19 protein-coding genes and 1 tRNA gene are annotated in these 15,840 nt (G+C 46.0%); 11 read left to right on the top strand and 9 right to left on the bottom strand.

Translation table 11 applies throughout. From position 1 onward, the window contains the following. Positions 1–3: 3 nt before the first annotated feature. From argC to CLV93_RS01090, 9 genes are all read left to right on the top strand, one after another. Entirely contained in the window at positions 4–975 is a 972-nt protein-coding gene (gene argC, locus CLV93_RS01130; RefSeq protein WP_106540331.1) for an N-acetyl-gamma-glutamyl-phosphate reductase, read from the top strand. 23 nt (positions 976–998) lie between these two features. Beyond that, positions 999–2,123: an aspartate aminotransferase family protein gene (locus CLV93_RS01125; protein WP_106540330.1), complete on the top strand. Its 1,125-nt coding sequence runs from the start codon at positions 999–1,001 to the stop codon at positions 2,121–2,123. Between the two features lie 103 nt (positions 2,124–2,226). Further along, positions 2,227–3,021, top strand: a complete 795-nt coding sequence (gene proC, locus CLV93_RS01120; protein WP_106540329.1) for a pyrroline-5-carboxylate reductase — start codon at positions 2,227–2,229, stop codon at positions 3,019–3,021. Between the two features lie 71 nt (positions 3,022–3,092). Further along, complete coding sequence (gene proB / locus CLV93_RS01115) at positions 3,093–4,178, top strand: glutamate 5-kinase (protein WP_106540328.1); 1,086 nt, start codon at positions 3,093–3,095, stop codon at positions 4,176–4,178. A gap of 73 nt (positions 4,179–4,251) precedes the next feature. Then, positions 4,252–5,502 carry a glutamate-5-semialdehyde dehydrogenase gene (locus CLV93_RS01110; RefSeq protein ID WP_106540327.1) on the top strand — a complete coding sequence of 417 codons (1,251 nt, stop codon included), beginning with the start codon at positions 4,252–4,254 and terminating at the stop codon, positions 5,500–5,502. 46 nt (positions 5,503–5,548) lie between these two features. Then, positions 5,549–6,499 carry an N-acetylornithine carbamoyltransferase gene (locus CLV93_RS01105; protein WP_106540326.1) on the top strand — a complete coding sequence of 317 codons (951 nt, stop codon included), beginning with the start codon at positions 5,549–5,551 and terminating at the stop codon, positions 6,497–6,499. Further along, positions 6,496–7,293, top strand: coding sequence for an acetylglutamate kinase (gene argB / locus CLV93_RS01100; RefSeq protein WP_106540325.1), 798 nt, complete (start codon positions 6,496–6,498; stop codon positions 7,291–7,293). The genes CLV93_RS01105 and argB overlap by 4 nt, the downstream gene beginning before the upstream one ends. Before the next feature lie 57 nt (positions 7,294–7,350). Next, a complete protein-coding gene (locus CLV93_RS01095; RefSeq protein ID WP_106540324.1) occupies positions 7,351–8,424 on the top strand; it encodes a M20 family metallo-hydrolase in 1,074 nt (357 codons plus the stop codon). Between the two features lie 55 nt (positions 8,425–8,479). Further along, positions 8,480–9,088 (top strand): thioredoxin family protein, encoded by a 609-nt coding sequence (locus tag CLV93_RS01090; protein WP_211297713.1) that lies wholly within the window; start codon positions 8,480–8,482, stop codon positions 9,086–9,088. A gap of 5 nt (positions 9,089–9,093) precedes the next feature. Here the strand turns inward: CLV93_RS01090 and CLV93_RS01085 are convergent, their stop codons facing one another. After that, a complete protein-coding gene (locus CLV93_RS01085; protein WP_170108833.1) occupies positions 9,094–10,179 on the bottom strand; it encodes an NAD(P)/FAD-dependent oxidoreductase in 1,086 nt (361 codons plus the stop codon). A gap of 144 nt (positions 10,180–10,323) precedes the next feature. Between CLV93_RS01085 and CLV93_RS01080 the strand changes: the two genes are divergently transcribed. Next, positions 10,324–10,396, top strand: a tRNA-Lys gene (locus tag CLV93_RS01080). A gap of 110 nt (positions 10,397–10,506) precedes the next feature. Here CLV93_RS01080 and CLV93_RS01075 read toward each other — a convergent pair. Both CLV93_RS01075 and CLV93_RS01070 read right to left on the bottom strand, forming a co-directional pair. Next, positions 10,507–10,794 (bottom strand): hypothetical protein, encoded by a 288-nt coding sequence (locus tag CLV93_RS01075; RefSeq protein WP_106540321.1) that lies wholly within the window; start codon positions 10,792–10,794, stop codon positions 10,507–10,509. A 22-nt stretch (positions 10,795–10,816) separates the two neighbouring features. Next, on the bottom strand, positions 10,817–11,344 hold the full coding sequence (locus CLV93_RS01070) for a hypothetical protein (RefSeq protein WP_106540320.1): 528 nt from the start codon (positions 11,342–11,344) through the stop codon (positions 10,817–10,819). Between the two features lie 336 nt (positions 11,345–11,680). On the opposite strand from CLV93_RS01070, the gene CLV93_RS20180 reads away from it, so the two are divergent. Beyond that, positions 11,681–11,845: a hypothetical protein gene (locus CLV93_RS20180; protein ID WP_153637021.1), complete on the top strand. Its 165-nt coding sequence runs from the start codon at positions 11,681–11,683 to the stop codon at positions 11,843–11,845. Between the two features lie 105 nt (positions 11,846–11,950). Here CLV93_RS20180 and CLV93_RS01065 read toward each other — a convergent pair whose 3' ends face one another. From CLV93_RS01065 to CLV93_RS01040, 6 genes are all read right to left on the bottom strand, one after another. Continuing rightward, on the bottom strand, positions 11,951–12,421 hold the full coding sequence (locus CLV93_RS01065) for a terminase (protein WP_106540319.1): 471 nt from the start codon (positions 12,419–12,421) through the stop codon (positions 11,951–11,953). 240 nt (positions 12,422–12,661) lie between these two features. Then, positions 12,662–12,910 (bottom strand): hypothetical protein, encoded by a 249-nt coding sequence (locus CLV93_RS01060; RefSeq protein WP_106540318.1) that lies wholly within the window; start codon positions 12,908–12,910, stop codon positions 12,662–12,664. After that, complete coding sequence (locus CLV93_RS01055; protein ID WP_106540317.1) at positions 12,897–13,646, bottom strand: hypothetical protein; 750 nt, start codon at positions 13,644–13,646, stop codon at positions 12,897–12,899. Before CLV93_RS01055 ends, CLV93_RS01060 begins: the two co-directional genes overlap by 14 nt. A gap of 89 nt (positions 13,647–13,735) precedes the next feature. Continuing rightward, positions 13,736–14,899 carry a BAR domain-containing protein gene (locus CLV93_RS01050; RefSeq protein ID WP_106540316.1) on the bottom strand — a complete coding sequence of 388 codons (1,164 nt, stop codon included), beginning with the start codon at positions 14,897–14,899 and terminating at the stop codon, positions 13,736–13,738. A 41-nt stretch (positions 14,900–14,940) separates the two neighbouring features. Then, on the bottom strand, positions 14,941–15,156 hold the full coding sequence (locus CLV93_RS01045) for a hypothetical protein (protein WP_106540315.1): 216 nt from the start codon (positions 15,154–15,156) through the stop codon (positions 14,941–14,943). 18 nt (positions 15,157–15,174) lie between these two features. Beyond that, the gene (locus CLV93_RS01040) at positions 15,175–15,822 is read right to left on the bottom strand and encodes a hypothetical protein (protein ID WP_106540314.1); all 648 of its coding nucleotides are present in this window, start codon (positions 15,820–15,822) and stop codon (positions 15,175–15,177) included. Positions 15,823–15,840: the final 18 nt, after the last annotated feature.

Genomic DNA, 15,840 nt, shown 5'->3' with positions numbered 1-15,840 from the left:
TCAATGGCTACAGTAAGCACAGGGATCGTTGGCGGTGCGGGTTATACGGCAGGTGAGCTTTTGCGCATCCTGTTAAATCATCCGGCTGCCGATGTTTCCTGTATACAAAGTTCCAGTAACGATGGGCAACCGGTTACTTCGGTGCACAAAGATTTAATCGGGGAAACCGATTTGGTGTTTTCAGACATTGACTTTGATGCTGTTGATGTGATATTTCTCTGCATGGGACATGGAAAGTCAGCCGAATACCTCGAAAAGAATGATGTCCCGAAGCGTGTAAAAATCATCGATCTGAGTCATGATTTCCGCTTAAAGCGGGAAGGAAACGACTTCGTGTACGGTTTGCCCGAATTGAACCGAGAAGAGATTCGCACCGCGAAACGCATTGCCAATCCAGGATGTTTTGCTACCGGTATTCAGTTGGCGTTGCTGCCGTTGGCATCATCGGGCTTGTTGAATCAGGAAGTGCATGTGCATGCTATTACCGGTTCGACCGGAGCCGGGCAATCGCCGTCCGGGACTTCGCATTTTAGCTGGCGCAACAGCAATGTGTCGGTGTACAAAGCTTTTCAGCACCAGCACCTGGGAGAAATCCGTCAAAGCTTAGCACAGCTGCAAGGGCAGTTTGAGCAGCCGCTGAACTTTATTCCCGTAAGGGGAAACCACACACGTGGCATTTTTGCTTCGGTTTACACCGATTTTGAAGGAACAGTGGAAGAAGCCCGCGAACTGTATCAGCGCTATTACGAAGGGCATCCGTTTGTGCATTTGTCGCCGGGAAATCCGGACCTGAAGCAGGTCGTGAATACCAATAAGGCATTGCTTTACCTGGAAAAACATGATGGCAAACTGCTTATTCTCTCCTGCACCGATAACCTCTTGAAAGGTGCGTCAGGGCAGGCCGTGCAAAATATGAACCTGATGTTCGGATTGAATGAAACCGCCGGGCTCAACCTGAAGCCGGTCGCATTTTAATCCCGAATCTAATTCGAAAAAATATGGAACTTTTCGATGTATATCCGCTGTTCGATGTAGAACCGGTGGCGGCCAAAGGGTGTACCATCACCGATAAAAATGGTGTTGAATACCTCGATTTGTACGGCGGACATGCCGTGATTTCGGTTGGTCATTCGCATCCCTATTATGTTCAGATGCTGAGTGAGCAGCTGAAGAAAATGGGGTTCTATTCCAACTCAGTCCAGAATCCGTTACAGCGCGAACTCGCTCATAAACTGGGAGCGCTTTCCGGTTACGAAGATTATTCTCTTTTCCTGTGCAACTCGGGTGCCGAAGCCAACGAAAATGCATTGAAGCTGGCTTCCTTTCATACGGAAAGAGCCCGTATTGTTTCTTTCGAGAAATCGTTTCACGGACGGACATCAGCAGCGGTGGCTGTCACCGATAATCCGGCTATCATAGCTCCGCTGAATGATACTGTCGACCGAATCATCCTCCCGCTGAATGATATAGAAGCCTTAGAAAACGAACTGATGGAAGGCGATGTGGCAGCGGTCATCGTGGAAGGCATTCAGGGCATTGGTGGTTGTCGTGTGCCGGAATCTTCTTTTTTGGAAGAAGCCGGAAAACTATGTCATCGGTACGGAACCGTTCTGATTCTGGATGAAATCCAATCGGGCTACGGACGAAGTGGAAAATTCTTTGCGCATCAATATGCCAATGTAAAACCCGACCTCATCACCATAGCAAAGGGCATGGGAAACGGTTTCCCGGTAGGCGGTGTTCTGATTAGTCCGGAGTTTGAAGCCCGGAAGGGAATGTTGGGAACAACTTTCGGTGGCAACTATCTTGCTTGTGCAGCCAGTATCGCTGTGTTGGACATTATGCAGAGTGAGCAGTTAATCGAAAATGCTGAAGTAGTTGGGAACTACCTGATGGCGTCACTGGCTGGCTTTGACAAAATCAGGGAAGTCCGTGGCCGCGGTCTGATGATCGGATTGGAGTTCGATGAGCCTATCGCAGAAATTCGAAAGAAGCTGCTCTTCGAAGAAAAGATATTTACCGGTGTAACCGGAACTCACACCATTCGGTTATTGCCGCCGTTAACTGTTACCCGTGAACAAGCCGAGCGGTTTTTATCGTCGCTGAAAAGGGTATTGGGTTAATAATTGGTTAAAAATACCGTCAAAATGTATTAAATTGATTGTCTTATTTGTGTTCTGCTTTAGGTTTGTGGTAACGCAGAATAGGACAAAAATGAGAAAAGCTATGAAGAACCTGAATATTTGCATCATTGGAGGAGGAAACCTGGGACGGGCCATGGCCGAGGGCTTTTTGAAAGCCGGTTTGCCTGCGAAGCAACTGGTGATTACCCGTCGGCGACCGCATCTGCTCGACGACCTGGCAAAGCAAGGTGTTCGTGTTACTGCAGACAACGCCGCTGCGGTGAAAGGAGCCGATTTGGTTATTGTAGCGGTGAAACCTTACCAGGCCGAAGGTGTCCTTCAGGGAATTAGTAGCGCGCTTGTTACCGGGCAGATGGTGGCTTCACTGATGACGGGTGTGAGCATTGAGAGCTTGAAATCGTGGTTGCCCGACAATGTTATTCCATTCCGGGTGATGCCAAACACAGCCATTGCACTGCAGGAGTCGATGACCTGTATTTCGGCACCCGATTGCAATGACGAACAAAAAGATGTGATTCAGGAACTGTTCGAAACGCTGGGGAAAGTTATTTATATCAACGAAGAACTGATGGCCGCAGCCACTGTTTTGGGAGCCTGTGGAATTGCATTTGCGCTGCGTTTCATTCGTGCAGCTGCACAAGGCGGAATTGAAATTGGCTTTGGAGCTGAAGTAGCACAGGAAATTGTTGCTCAAACGGTGAAAGGTGCTACCGAACTCATTCTGCAAACTGGTCATCATCCCGAAAGGGAAATAGACAAGGTGACCACACCGAAAGGAATTACCATCTCCGGATTGAACGCCATGGAACATCAGGGATTTTCGTCGGCATTGATTCAGGGATTGTTGGTATCGTACAATAAAATTAACAACGGTTAAATATCCGTCTCCGGAAATGTGAAACCCCATTCACCTGAAATTTACTTTTCAGGAAAAAAGGCATTTATCTCATGGCAAACCGCTACTCCAGTATTGTGGTAAAAATTGGAAGCAATCTGCTTACCCGCGACGATGGTATGCTGAACGTTGCCCGTATGGCGCACTTTGTCGATCAAATTGCTGCGTTGCAGAAGAAAGGAGTCAGGGTGATTCTTGTTTCTTCGGGAGCAGTTGCTGCAGGTCGGGCCGAGGTAGAGCCGCAGAAAAAGCACGATACGGTTTCGCGGCGTCAGCTTTGGTCGGCTGTTGGACAGGTGAAGCTTATCAACCGGTATGCCGACCTGTTTCGGGAACACGGACTGACGTGTGCCCAAGTGTTAACAACCAAAGAGAATTTCAGCGACCGGCAGCATTACCTGAACATGCGTAATTGCATCAACACGTTGCTCGAAAGTGGCGTCGTGCCGGTTATCAATGAGAACGATGCCATTTCGGTTACGGAATTGATGTTTACTGATAACGACGAGCTTTCCGGCTTGATTGCGTCGATGATGGATGTGGAGGCGCTGTTTCTACTCACCAATGTGGATGGCGTTTTCACTGGAAATCCGGGGGAATCAGGCAGTGAATTGATTCGACACATTGCTGTTGGCGAAACGGTTTCAGAAGAATTAATTTCTACGCAGAAATCGAATTTTGGCCGTGGAGGAATGCTGACTAAAAGTTCCATCGCCTCGAAACTGGCTGGGCAAGGCGTAGCGGTTCATATTGCGAACGGTGTTCATTTAAATATTCTGACTGATTTGATGGAGCCGAACTCGGATTTACCCCATACCTGGTTCGAGCCGGAAAAGCGTAAATCGAATACAGTAAAAAAGTGGCTGGCCCATTCTGACGATTTTGCCCGGGGCGAAGTGTTTGTGAACGACGGAGCCCGTGACGCACTGCTTTCAGAAAGAGCAACCAGTTTGCTCACCATCGGAATTACCGGTGTGCAAGGTCAGTTTAAAACCGGCGACATCGTTAGGGTAAAGGATGTAAGTGGAAAACTACTCGGTCTTGGGAAAGCTGGCTTTTCGTCTAAAATCGTTGAGCGTGAAATGGGGTCAAAATACGAAAAGCCATTTATCCACTACGATTACCTCTACCTTGGATAGAACTCAGCTAAGTTGAGAAATAGAATTTAGCCTTACGACAAAAACAACAGAAACAGATAAAAACCAACCGGACATGCAGTATCGAGAACAATTTGAACAGGCGCTTCAGGCGAGTCGGAAGCTGAATCTGGTGACGGAAGAGACCATAAATCAGGTGTTGATGGCTGTTGCCGACGAAGCTGTAAAGGAAATGGATTTTATCCTGAAGGAGAACGAAAAAGATCTGCAGCGGATGGCACCATTCGATCCGAAATATGACCGACTGAAGCTGACCGCGGAACGAATCGAAGGAATTGCATCCGATATGCGAAGTGTAGCTTCCATGTCTTCACCGTTGGGAAAATTGTTGTCGGAAACAACGCGACCGAATGGATTGCAAATCAAACGAGTCAGTGTGCCTTTTGGCGTCATCGGGATCATTTACGAGGCCCGTCCGAATGTAACCTTCGACGTTTTCTCGCTATGCCTGAAGTCAGGAAACGTTTGTGTGCTGAAAGGCGGAAGCGATGCAGCGGATTCAAATGAAGCTATCGTGTCCATTATTCACCGCGTATTGGAATCGTTCAACCTGGATACTCATATATTGACTTTGCTTCCTCCCGGGAGGGAAGCGACAGGGGAATTGCTCAATGCACAGGGCTATGTTGATCTGCTAATTCCCCGCGGGAGTCAGGGACTCATCAATTACGTCCGTGAAAATGCAACCATTCCGGTCATCGAAACAGGTGCCGGCATTTGCCATACGTATTTCGATGAGTTCGGTGATGAAGAGAAAGGGCGCGAGATCATCAACAATGCGAAAACGCGTCGTCCGAGTGTTTGTAACGCGCTCGATTGCCTGATCATCCATGAATCGCGTCTGAGCGATTTGCCTTACCTGGCGGAATTGCTGCCGGAAAGTCAGGTGGAAATTTTCGCCGACGAACAGGCAATGGAAGCATTGGAAGAGCATTATCCGGAAGATTTATTGAAGCCGGCGACCGAAGAATCCTTCGGAACCGAGTTTCTCGATTATAAAATGGCCATCAAAACCGTAGCGTCTTTCGAGGAGGCGCTCGATCACATTGCCGAATACAGTTCCAAGCACAGCGAAGCCATCATTTCCGAAAATCAGGAGCATCTCGATCTTTTCCGCAAACTGGTCGATGCTTCTTCTGTATACACCAATGCCAGCACTGCTTTCACTGACGGAGCGCAATTTGGTTTGGGTGCCGAAATCGGCATTAGCACACAAAAGCTGCATGCCCGCGGCCCGATGGCGTTGGAAGAACTCACCAGCTACAAGTGGCTGATAGAAGGCGACGGACAAATCCGTCCGAAATAATCTCATCAACTTATTAAGAATACATAACGAGCTGAAAAAATAGATCATGAGGCATTTTACATCCGTACACGATTTACCCGACCTGAACGAAGCGCTGAAAATCGCTTTCGAAATGAAAAAGAATCCGTTTGCCTATCAGCATCTGGGCAAAAACAAAACCATGGTGCTGATTTTCTTCAACTCGAGTTTACGTACGCGCCTCAGTACTCAAAAAGCGGCGATGAATTTGGGCATGAATACCATGATATTAAATGTCAATCAGGATGGTTGGCAGCTCGAGTCGGAGTTGGGGATCATCATGGATGGAGACAAGCCCGAACATCTTCGCGAAGCGATTCCGGTCATCGGTTCGTACTGCGATATCATTGGGGTACGGTCGTTTGCGCAGTTCAAAAGCAAAGAAGATGATTACCAGGAAAAAATCATCAACCAGTTTATCGATTACTCCGGCGTTCCGGTCGTGAGTATGGAAGCAGCTACGCGGCACCCGTTGCAGTCGTTCGCCGATCATGTGACCATCGAAGAATTTAAAACGAAAGAACGCCCCAAAGTCGTGCTTACCTGGGCACCACATCCGAAGGCTCTTCCGCAGGCTGTTCCCAATTCGTTTGTGGAATGGATGCGTCAAACTGATTACGAGCTGGTGGTTACCCATCCTGAAGGATATGAGTTAGCGCCTGAATTTATGGGCGATGTGAAAGTTGAATACGATCAGAAGAAAGCTTTTTCCAATGCCGATTTTATTTATGCAAAAAATTGGGCATCTTACAGTAGTTATGGACAGGTCCTTTCCCGTGACCGAAAATGGACGGTTGACGAGGAAAAAATGGCTCTGACCAATCAGGCAAAATTCATGCATTGCCTGCCGGTTCGCCGGAATATTATTGTCTCCGATGGTGTAATTGATAGTCCCGATTCCATCGTCATTCAGGAGGCTGCCAACCGCGAAGTATCGGCACAGGCGGTGCTAAAAATGATACTGGAGGAACTAAAATGATCGAACATCTGACCATCATCAAAGTGGGCGGAAAGGTAGTTGAGGAAGAAGAATCGCTTCAAAGTCTGCTTCGTGATTTTTCGCGCATTGCCGGAAATAAGATTCTGGTACATGGTGGAGGCACCAAGGCGACAGCCATTGGCGAAAAGTTGGGCGTTAAACCGAAAATGGTGGAAGGTCGCCGCGTTACGGATGAAGAAACTCTGGAAGTGGTTACCATGGTATATGCTGGCCTGGTCAATAAAAACCTGGTTGCGAAGCTTCAGGCTTTGGGAACCAATGCTCTTGGATTGACTGGTGCCGATTTGGATATCGTCCGTGCCAAAAAACGTCCCGTTGCCGAGGTTGATTACGGCTTTGTTGGCGATGTGGTGAATGTGAATAATCGCATGCTCCGCGAATTGCTCGAGAATGGTGCTGTTCCGGTGGTAGCACCCATTACGCATGACGGCGATGGGCAGCTATTCAATACCAATGCCGATACGATTGCCTCGGAACTGGCTATTGCGTTAAGTTCCAGCTATCGGGTCACGCTAATTTATTGCTTCGATAAACGCGGCGTGCTGATGGACGAATCGGATGAAGATTCGGTGATTGACGAAATTACCATGGCCGAATTCGAAGAGATGAAATCGACCGGAACAGTAAATGGTGGCATGATTCCGAAACTGACGACCGGTTTCAATGCAATGAAACAGGGAGTTAACGCGGTGGTCGTGACCAACGCATCGGCCCTTTCCGGTTCCAAAGGCGGAACCCGCCTGGCACTTTTCCACGAAGAAGAGGAAGAATAATTGAATACACTCATTTGATGCTGCTTTCCGTCCGGGAAGCAGCTGTTTACTTATGCTATGAATCTTTCGATTGAAAAACTTCACAGCGACGCCTATCGTCTGCTGCAGGATATGATTGGCATTCCGTCGTTAAGTCGCGATGAGGATGCGGTAGCTACGTTTCTGGAAAATCAGGTAAAGGAGTGGGGATTTTCTCCTTTCCGTCAGGGAAATAATCTTTGGCTGAAGAACAGGAACTGGCAGGATGGGAAGCCCGTTGTGTTGTTCAATTCACACATCGATACGGTGAAGCCGGCCAATGGTTGGACAAACGATCCCTTCACTCCGGTGGTGCAAAATGGTAAGCTGACCGGCCTGGGCAGCAATGATGCCGGCGCTTCAGTAGTTGCACAATTAGCAGCCTTCCGCTATTTCGACAAGTTATCGGAATTGCCGTTCAACCTGATTTGGAGCGCTACTGCGGAAGAAGAGATTTCCGGAACCAATGGCGTTGCTTCTATTTTGGAGGGACTGGGACCGATTGATTTGGGGCTGGTGGGCGAACCTACCGGGATGAATCTGGCCATTGCCGAAAAAGGGTTGCTGGTCATCGATGCAGAAGCGGTCGGAAAAACCGGGCATGCTGCTCGAAACGAAGGTGTAAATGCCATCTACAAAGCGCTGGACGATATTCAACATCTTTTGGATTTTAAATTTCCGGAAGAATCTCCGGTTCTGGGACCGGTGAAAACAACGGTTACTCAAATTGAAGCCGGTCATCAGCATAACGTTGTTCCCGATAGTTGTAAGTTCGTCATCGATGTTCGGACCAACGAATGTTACTCCAATGAAGAAGTTTTCGATATGCTTTCTGGTTTGCTGGAGAGTAATCTGAAAGCCCGGTCGTACCGACTGAATTCTTCAGGCATACCGCTCGACCACCCACTGGTGAAGCGTGGTGTTGAGCTGGGACTGGAGACTTATGGTTCTCCAACGACGTCCGATCAGGCGGTTATTCCCTACACTACCGTGAAAGTGGGACCCGGCGATTCGGCACGCTCACACACGCCCGATGAATATATTCTCGAGGAAGAGATTCGGAACGGAATCGATATTTATATTCGGTTGCTGGAAGATTTAAAACTTATGTGATTCAGACTTTCTACTGTTTTTCGTAAACCATGATGGATTCTTTTCGTTAAACGGAGTGAACGAAAGATGGAGAATCGATATGTCACTTACTTTTTCAAGAATGTTTCCGCTGGGCGAGAAGGCGCCTGCATTTGAGTTGCCCGATACTGTTTCGGGTAAGAATATTTCATTGGATGATATCAAATCAGATATAGCTACGGTTGTGATGTTTATTTGCAATCACTGTCCGTATGTAAAGCATGTGAATCACGAAATCACAGCCATTGCCAACGAGTACGGAGCCAAAGGCATCAGCTTTGTTGGCATCAGCTCCAACGATGTGGATAACTATCCCGATGATGCACCGGAATTGATGAAGGAGACAGCCGCGAAAGAAGGTTACCCGTTTCCTTATCTGTACGATGAAACGCAGGAAGTGGCCAAGTCCTATATGGCAGCTTGCACTCCTGATTTTTACGTGTTCGATAAGGATTTAAAATGTGTATATCGCGGACAGATGGACGAAGCCCGTCCGAAAAACGATGTGCCCATCACCGGAAAAGATTTGCGGGCAGCGCTCGATGCAGTTCTTAATGGAAAGCCGGTTCCCGAAGATCAGAAACCTTCTGCCGGGTGCGGCATTAAATGGAAAAAGCCGCCGACGCTGTTTCAGACCGGTTCGTAAGCCAGTTATTTTTTTCGGTAATACCGGAGAAGATTGACTTCCGGATGGATGGTATCGGATTCTCCGCAAAGGAAGTGGGCAAATTCACGGGCAAAATAAGGGGCCAGCATGGCTCCTTTCGAACCCAATCCATTAAAAATACCGATTTCCGGAGTATCTGGATGCAAACCAAGAACAGGTCGTCGGTCGTGTGTTGTTGGCCGAATGCCGGCTCGTTTTCCGGTTATGGAATAAGGAACTTTGACAATCTTGTCCATTTTCTCGGTTAATTCAGCTGTCGCTTCGTGGTCAGGAATTGTATCCGGAAACTCCCAACGGTAAGTAGCGCCAGCCCGAAAACGATTTTCACCCAGCGGCAACACAAACATTCCCTTGTTGACCATATCAGTAATGTTCAGCCCGGGAATCTCCAAATCCAGCACCTGCCCTTTGGTGTGTTTGAATTTGACCGACTGAAAAAAAGGATTGTCGCTGGCGCGGAATCCCTGGCAGAAAATGATTTTTTGTGCCGTGATGTTTTTCCATTGCACTTTTCCGGTTTCCCGAATGATATCATTGGTGTCCAGTTTTTCACCAATGAAGCGATTCTCTTGAATCAGAAATTCCCGGAAGCGGTCGATTAGCAACGGCAAATCGGCCCGGAAGGCGTTAAAGACCTTGCCAATTCCATAAGGTGCTTCTATGCCGTCTTTATGAAAAGTGGTATCTGGTTCGGAATGAATGTAGGACTCCAAATTGTTTTCAATAGATTTAGTTAGCCAGAACGAACCTTCTTCCTTGCCTAAAATTTTGTCAATCTTCAACGGATGGAGTAGTTGACAGGAGAGGAGTTTCTCAAGTTCCCGATAGGTTTCTTTCAATACTGGAAAAAGATCATCCACTAACCACGATTTTGTCAGGCGGCGAAAAACAACCGGATTGATGATTCCGGCAGCTATGCGACTGGCTTTTTCACCGGAAGGAGAATCAACTACCACGAAATCTTTTCCGCGTCGGTGCAATTCAAATGCAAGCATGGTTCCGGCCAGTCCCTGGCCAACAATCAGGTATTCAATATCCCGGAGTGAGAGATTTAGTTCTTTTTCATTCATCACTCCATACATACCATCAAAGTAGAAAATTGTTTGCGTCGTCGACAAATAAATCCGCAAGAAACCAGCGACGATACCTTGAATTAAACGGCCTCACAGAGAACAACGGCACCGGATATTTCGTAATTTTGAGGTTTGGATAAACGGTCTGTAGCTCAGTTGGCAGAGCAGCTGACTCTTAATCAGCGGGTCCAGGGTTCGAATCCCTGCAGACCGACACAGATAATCAGTGAGATGCAATTTATTTTGTATCTCACTTTTTGTTGTGGTGAAATCATGGCGAAATCATAATGCATGATAATTACATTTGAGAATACTTTGATACCATCAAAACGTCGGATTATCGACCATCATTTGGACATAGTTGAATTCATCCCTTGGAATCACTATCGGACTATTCGGTTTACTTGAATCCATCTTCCTCTCGTGCAGGAATCCTTTTTTTACCAACTTTGCATAAGTAGAAGGTCCAATACGCTTTTTAGCTTCGGTTCTTCGGATGTAATCCGGAATCTTACCTTGCTCAACCAGTACCTTTTCGGCTCCGTTTCTCTCACCAAGAGTATAAATCCTTCGGAATATCCTTTCTAGTTGTGCTTCTGTTGCTGTAATCATGGTTTATCTGATTTTAAGGTCATCAATTATTAAGAGCTTCAGAAACATTGATAAGGTCAACTCCGCGCAGGGCATCAATAATGCTTCTATCAATCTTTTTGTCATCAAACCGTGAATCAGCCAATGCGGCTTTCCCGTTTGAGACAAGATGAGTCTGAGTTTCCTTATTTCCGTTGTTGTTAACAGTGATCTGCCATCCGGATTTGGTAATTTCAATGCTCACCTTATCCTCACTCTCCTTCGAAGGTGTTTGATTTACATCATTGCGCTCAACGTCTGATTTTGCGGTTCCGGCCAATTCTATATCTGCCAATACCGGCTCTATGTCAAGTAGAAATTCGATGAGGTTGTGGAATTCGCTGGAGTTAGAGCTTCTGTATTTGTGCTCCCAATCAGCTGCAGCTACCCATGAGAAAAAAACATTGTTCAATGCTCTAATGGTTTCTGGGATGTCAACACTATTCCAGTGTATTTTTACGGTATCAATAAGGAGTTTCGAACCGTTTTCAAGCATTACGCTTTCATCTTTTTTTGCAATGTTATTGGACATATCATTTAATATTGAGGCAACCGGGCAGGTGTCCAATAACAAAAACCTAAAGCAAAGCTCAAGGAAGTAGTATTCCTGTCCACGGGAGCAACTCCAAACAGGTCTACCCGGCTACCAGTATTTTACATCAAATTATTTTTCTAGGATTCTCTTTGCTTTTAAAGATTCAACTTCGATTTTCATTATTGGACATAACAAACCTACAAATTTTATTTTGAATATTCCAAACGTCTTTGTAGTATTTTGATATAGAGATCCTTTTGTGTAATTTGCATCTAAATCCTTGCAGCCTACCGAAACATATTAAATCATTACTGATTTGCTAATACTTTACACATGGATTCACTTGACATTGTGATACTGAGTATCATCTTAATTGTAGTCTATCTGTTGCTACGGGGCTTCTGGAATTGGTATTACAGAATTAACCGACGAGTAGAATTACTGGAAGATATAAAAACACAGCTCGAATTGCTGAATGATAAGTTAAGAAAGGATTAGTCAGCGATTTTAGATTATTGGCTTTAAAATGTCAATAAATGTCAACATGCAAAAACCTTCGCGCGCGTGCGTAGGTATGCAAAAACTCTACACACTGACGAGCGATTAACGGTCATTTGAGGGCAAAATAATGACGGTAGGGTTCAGCCCTTCACCCTCGACGTTGACATCCTGCTTGTCTCTCCATTTGGTAGGTTGACGATTTTTGAGCCAAAAAGTAGCGGCCATTACGTCCGGGGGATAAACCTTCCTGATTGGAACTTTGAGAACTTCACCATTAACAACCTTTATCTCTACCGCGTCATGCTCAAATCCAAGGGCCCGCTGATAGAGTCTCTCGGCCACATTAGCATCTGCCATATCTTTACCCCTTCGGACTTCCTCCGCGAACTCCTTGTGTGTCTTTTTCCAGTAGTTGATAGTTCTCTGGCTTACGTGAAAGAAATCAGCTAATTCCTTGTCTATGGCTCCAAGTAAAGTAAGCTGGTAAGCCTGTTCGCAATACTCCTGTTTAAAGCTGGTCTTTCGGCCTCCTTTGTTGCCTACTGCGTTTTTATTTCCCTTCGGTGCTGGCATGTCGTTCGAGCTTTGCGTTTACTTAAAATAGATTTGAGTCGATAGCGGTAAGCGGGCCGGCATATTATGATTGTGCCGGCCATTACCTATTGAAATAATCATGAAGACCTGAAAAATGGGCGTGTGTAGACTATTATTTAAAACCTTAACCGATTGAATATTTGCTGTTTGGTTAAAATCAATGCTTCATTAAACCCATTTTTGCACCGCATTGACGGATTTATGGCCATGGGGATGATTCTACCAGAAAACATTTTTCGGCTTTTCCCCAAACATTTTCACATGCTCGGCCATCTTTTTTTCCTCTTCTTTTTCACCCTCCTTTATTTGCCCTACAACCTTATCACTGAGCTGCTGTCGCTCTTCTTCTGTGGGCTGTTTCTCCTGCTCGAATTCAATCGGCTTGTACTTCTTTCCGGACGCCTCAGCTATTTTCTGGGTGCCGTTGTCAATGATTTCCGCTATCTGTTGCGATTCAGTCTTTTCCATCGTTCTTGCCTTTTGCGTTTTTGATACCGTTCAACAGCACGTCATAATACACCGGGGAAGGTTTAAACGTGCCGTCCTTTTCAAAATCAAATATCTTATGCCAATCCATACGGGCGTAGCCGCCGAATAGGTCGTTCAGTGCGTCACATGCTTTGAGATGGGCAGAATAAAGACTGATTTCTTCTGGGTCTGAAAGGAAAATACCGCATTCATCCTGGAGATGGTTCATCCCGTCATCGGAAAACACTGCAGATCCATCCTCAAAAGTGATGAAATCGAACACGCTATATCCGAACCGACTCCTGCCATCACTGACAACATTATTGAATTCCTGGAGCCCGTCTCTGGCCGAATTCTCAATTAGTGTTCTGGATGCCGGAATAGACATCAAAGAAAGGTCCTTGTGTAGTTTGCTGTTGAATAATTCACCGAACTTGCTGCCGCCAGAAAAAACATCTTTCACCAACTCGAATGAGAATTCAACGCCCAAACTGTCAAATGCCGAATGCAGGGGGCCATTAATAAACTCAACGGCTCTGCGAATATCGTTTTCTAGTTGGCCGAGCTTAATCCGGTTGGTTCCTGATCTTACCCTTCCACTGTCATCCGGTTTTAAATCGACAGAGAGAAGCTCGTCTTTTAGCGTGCTGATGTCAGCGCCATCTGATTTTAGGGACTTAACCAGCTCAATGGCCAGGTTCCCTTTTTCCTCGTTACTTAATTTTGATAACTCCATTTGTTAAAACGTTTTTGTGAATATTGCATCCTGTTACGCTTCAACATCAGGTCTTCACTGATAAGTTTCGGCCACAGGCTTTTTTATTTCTATAACCTCAAACCTCCTTCTATCTTGCCTCCCTTGAAGTTGTCCCGGATGAAGTACGGTTGATTTTTCCACCCCTTTGATGCCTTAGCCTTGCTTTTTATCCATCGATTAAATCCGGCCGGCACTGACCTTACACGGTTTTTGCTGTTGATTTTCGGCTCTTGACCGGTGAGAATTGCATCTTCATGCGATTCAAATTCTTTATCTGACAGCATAACGGGGACCGCATAGCAAATACACTTTGGATGCCAGCCTGTAAAAATGAAGTCCTTTGGATATTCTCCCTTCAGGTCATCACACATATCCTCTGTGGGGTGGTTATGCGAAGTTTTTACCTCGAAGCCTACAACCGTAGGATTATTCTTCCAGCGGTTATGGTCGGCCATCCTGTAACCCATGTTTGTTTCGGTTTGGGCCAGCCTCAACGCGTTCTGATAACTGGACCGGTATACACCTCGCCCTGGGTGAAATTCTTTTGCTCTGGCTGACAATTCCAGCTTACCTGTTTTCTTATTTCTCACCCGCCGGAAGTACATGTCCGGATTATTGAGGTACTTTTTTAGATGGGTTGCATTTTGGGCCGCGCTGCCTCCCTGGATGATATTATTATGGAGCAACTCCTCAATCATGGACTTGTTTAGCTTTGTGAGCTTCCAGACACGCTCAGAAAGGCCCATGCCTCCCTCTTTCCTGTTCAAAAACTGCAATAGGGCTTCTCTCCGGCGGGGGGCCGCCATCACATCCGACAGCTTCACATCTGATTTTTTCCTTTTGAAAAGGTTTTTGATGCTCTTGAGTATTACACGGACCGACTTGCCCGGCCTTTTCCGGTTGAATAAATCGTAAACCACAACGCCGGCAACCGTAACAGTTGAACCCTTGAGAAGATTCTTTACCAGCTCGTCGTTCTTTTGTTCTGCCAGCTCCCAATCTTTCTCAATCATCTCTTTCAGGTGCCCGGTAAGTGTCACGCCAAACGACTGCAGGAGTTGGTCAAGTTTCCGCTCAAGGGCCTTGTTTCCATCCCACACTGATTTTGCCCCGGTAGGCTTATACTGACTAAGCAACCGGGCCATTTTTTTCACCAAATCATCATAAAGACGCCCAATCAAACTAGCATTCCGGAGGGCGTTGTTAATGTGTTTTTTTTCGAAGTCGTTCATCCGTTAGATGTGAGATTGAAGAAGGGGAAATCCCCTTCAAATCATTTATCGCTACCTTTTGCGGCCCATTCTTGAATATCTTTATTCAAATCTTCATCGCTTTTGACCGATTTAACAGTCCCGACGGTTTCCCGGTAGGATTCCACTACTGCGCTTAAATCGGCCTCAGATTCGATGGTCCGGCCCTTTAGAAAGCTTTCGGGAATTTGATTCTTGTCAACTTCTCTGACGATTTTTTTCATCAAACTAATATTCATATCTCTTATATTTTTTTGTTAAACAAGATTCAATACTCGAGGATCCGGTTCTATTTCATCCGAATCATTCTTTAACCGAAATCCGGAGCCGAAGTCGTCAACCATTACCGGCATAATTCCAGCACGTTCAGCCGCTTTGTTTACCTGGTTGTAAGATTCAGCGAACCGTCCAAGCATTTCCCATAAATCCGCCTGATTTTTGCTTTTTACCTCATAAGTGAAGTCTTGCTCTACCTGCTGTCTGAAGTCCTCCAAAATGACCGCTTTCCCGTTCTCAACTGCAAAGGCCTGCTGAGTGCTGTAAGTTTGACCGGTCATCTGGTTAATACTGCCTGATGTCCTTGCAAAAGCGTTATTGATGGAATACACGGCAGTTTGATACCGGTCCGCAAGTTGCCTCGCATCATTACGCATTGATTCCTCAATCGTTTTGCTGCGAATTTTCAGACGTTTAATGTCTTTGTCACACCGCTCCAGTAGCACATTTCGAATCACCTCAACTCCTTCGTTGATGATTCGGCTTACTAGTTCAGCGGTTGGAGTGATACCGTCCTCAACCAATAATCCGATTATACCCTTATTCAGGCTGTTGATGTCGGATTGAATGCTTGTTAATACGAAATTGATTGACTTTTCGTCTGTTTCAATGATTTGTTTACTGTCCATGATTATTTCAATTTTCGG

Source organism: Prolixibacter denitrificans (assembly GCF_003014495.1).
GTDB classification, from domain to species: Bacteria; Bacteroidota; Bacteroidia; order Bacteroidales; family Prolixibacteraceae; genus Prolixibacter; species Prolixibacter denitrificans.
This window is presented reverse-complemented; position numbering and strand designations above follow the sequence as displayed.

Coding starts and splice junctions, on each gene's coding strand:
- CLV93_RS01040 (WP_106540314.1), bottom strand. CDS start 15,822: ATGGACAGTAAACAAATCATTGAAACAGACGAAAAGTCAATCAATTTC.
- CLV93_RS01085 (WP_170108833.1), bottom strand. CDS start 10,179: ATGAATGAAAAAGAACTAAATCTCTCACTCCGGGATATTGAATACCTG.
- argC (WP_106540331.1), top strand. CDS start 4: ATGGCTACAGTAAGCACAGGGATCGTTGGCGGTGCGGGTTATACGGCA.
- argB (WP_106540325.1), top strand. CDS start 6,496: ATGATCGAACATCTGACCATCATCAAAGTGGGCGGAAAGGTAGTTGAG.
- CLV93_RS01060 (WP_106540318.1), bottom strand. CDS start 12,910: ATGGAAAAGACTGAATCGCAACAGATAGCGGAAATCATTGACAACGGC.
- CLV93_RS01110 (WP_106540327.1), top strand. CDS start 4,252: ATGCAGTATCGAGAACAATTTGAACAGGCGCTTCAGGCGAGTCGGAAG.
- CLV93_RS01125 (WP_106540330.1), top strand. CDS start 999: ATGGAACTTTTCGATGTATATCCGCTGTTCGATGTAGAACCGGTGGCG.
- CLV93_RS01095 (WP_106540324.1), top strand. CDS start 7,351: ATGAATCTTTCGATTGAAAAACTTCACAGCGACGCCTATCGTCTGCTG.
- CLV93_RS01105 (WP_106540326.1), top strand. CDS start 5,549: ATGAGGCATTTTACATCCGTACACGATTTACCCGACCTGAACGAAGCG.
- CLV93_RS20180 (WP_153637021.1), top strand. CDS start 11,681: ATGGATTCACTTGACATTGTGATACTGAGTATCATCTTAATTGTAGTC.
- CLV93_RS01055 (WP_106540317.1), bottom strand. CDS start 13,646: ATGGAGTTATCAAAATTAAGTAACGAGGAAAAAGGGAACCTGGCCATT.
- CLV93_RS01065 (WP_106540319.1), bottom strand. CDS start 12,421: ATGCCAGCACCGAAGGGAAATAAAAACGCAGTAGGCAACAAAGGAGGC.
- proB (WP_106540328.1), top strand. CDS start 3,093: ATGGCAAACCGCTACTCCAGTATTGTGGTAAAAATTGGAAGCAATCTG.
- CLV93_RS01070 (WP_106540320.1), bottom strand. CDS start 11,344: ATGTCCAATAACATTGCAAAAAAAGATGAAAGCGTAATGCTTGAAAAC.
- CLV93_RS01075 (WP_106540321.1), bottom strand. CDS start 10,794: ATGATTACAGCAACAGAAGCACAACTAGAAAGGATATTCCGAAGGATT.
- CLV93_RS01045 (WP_106540315.1), bottom strand. CDS start 15,156: ATGAATATTAGTTTGATGAAAAAAATCGTCAGAGAAGTTGACAAGAAT.
- CLV93_RS01050 (WP_106540316.1), bottom strand. CDS start 14,899: ATGAACGACTTCGAAAAAAAACACATTAACAACGCCCTCCGGAATGCT.
- proC (WP_106540329.1), top strand. CDS start 2,227: ATGAAGAACCTGAATATTTGCATCATTGGAGGAGGAAACCTGGGACGG.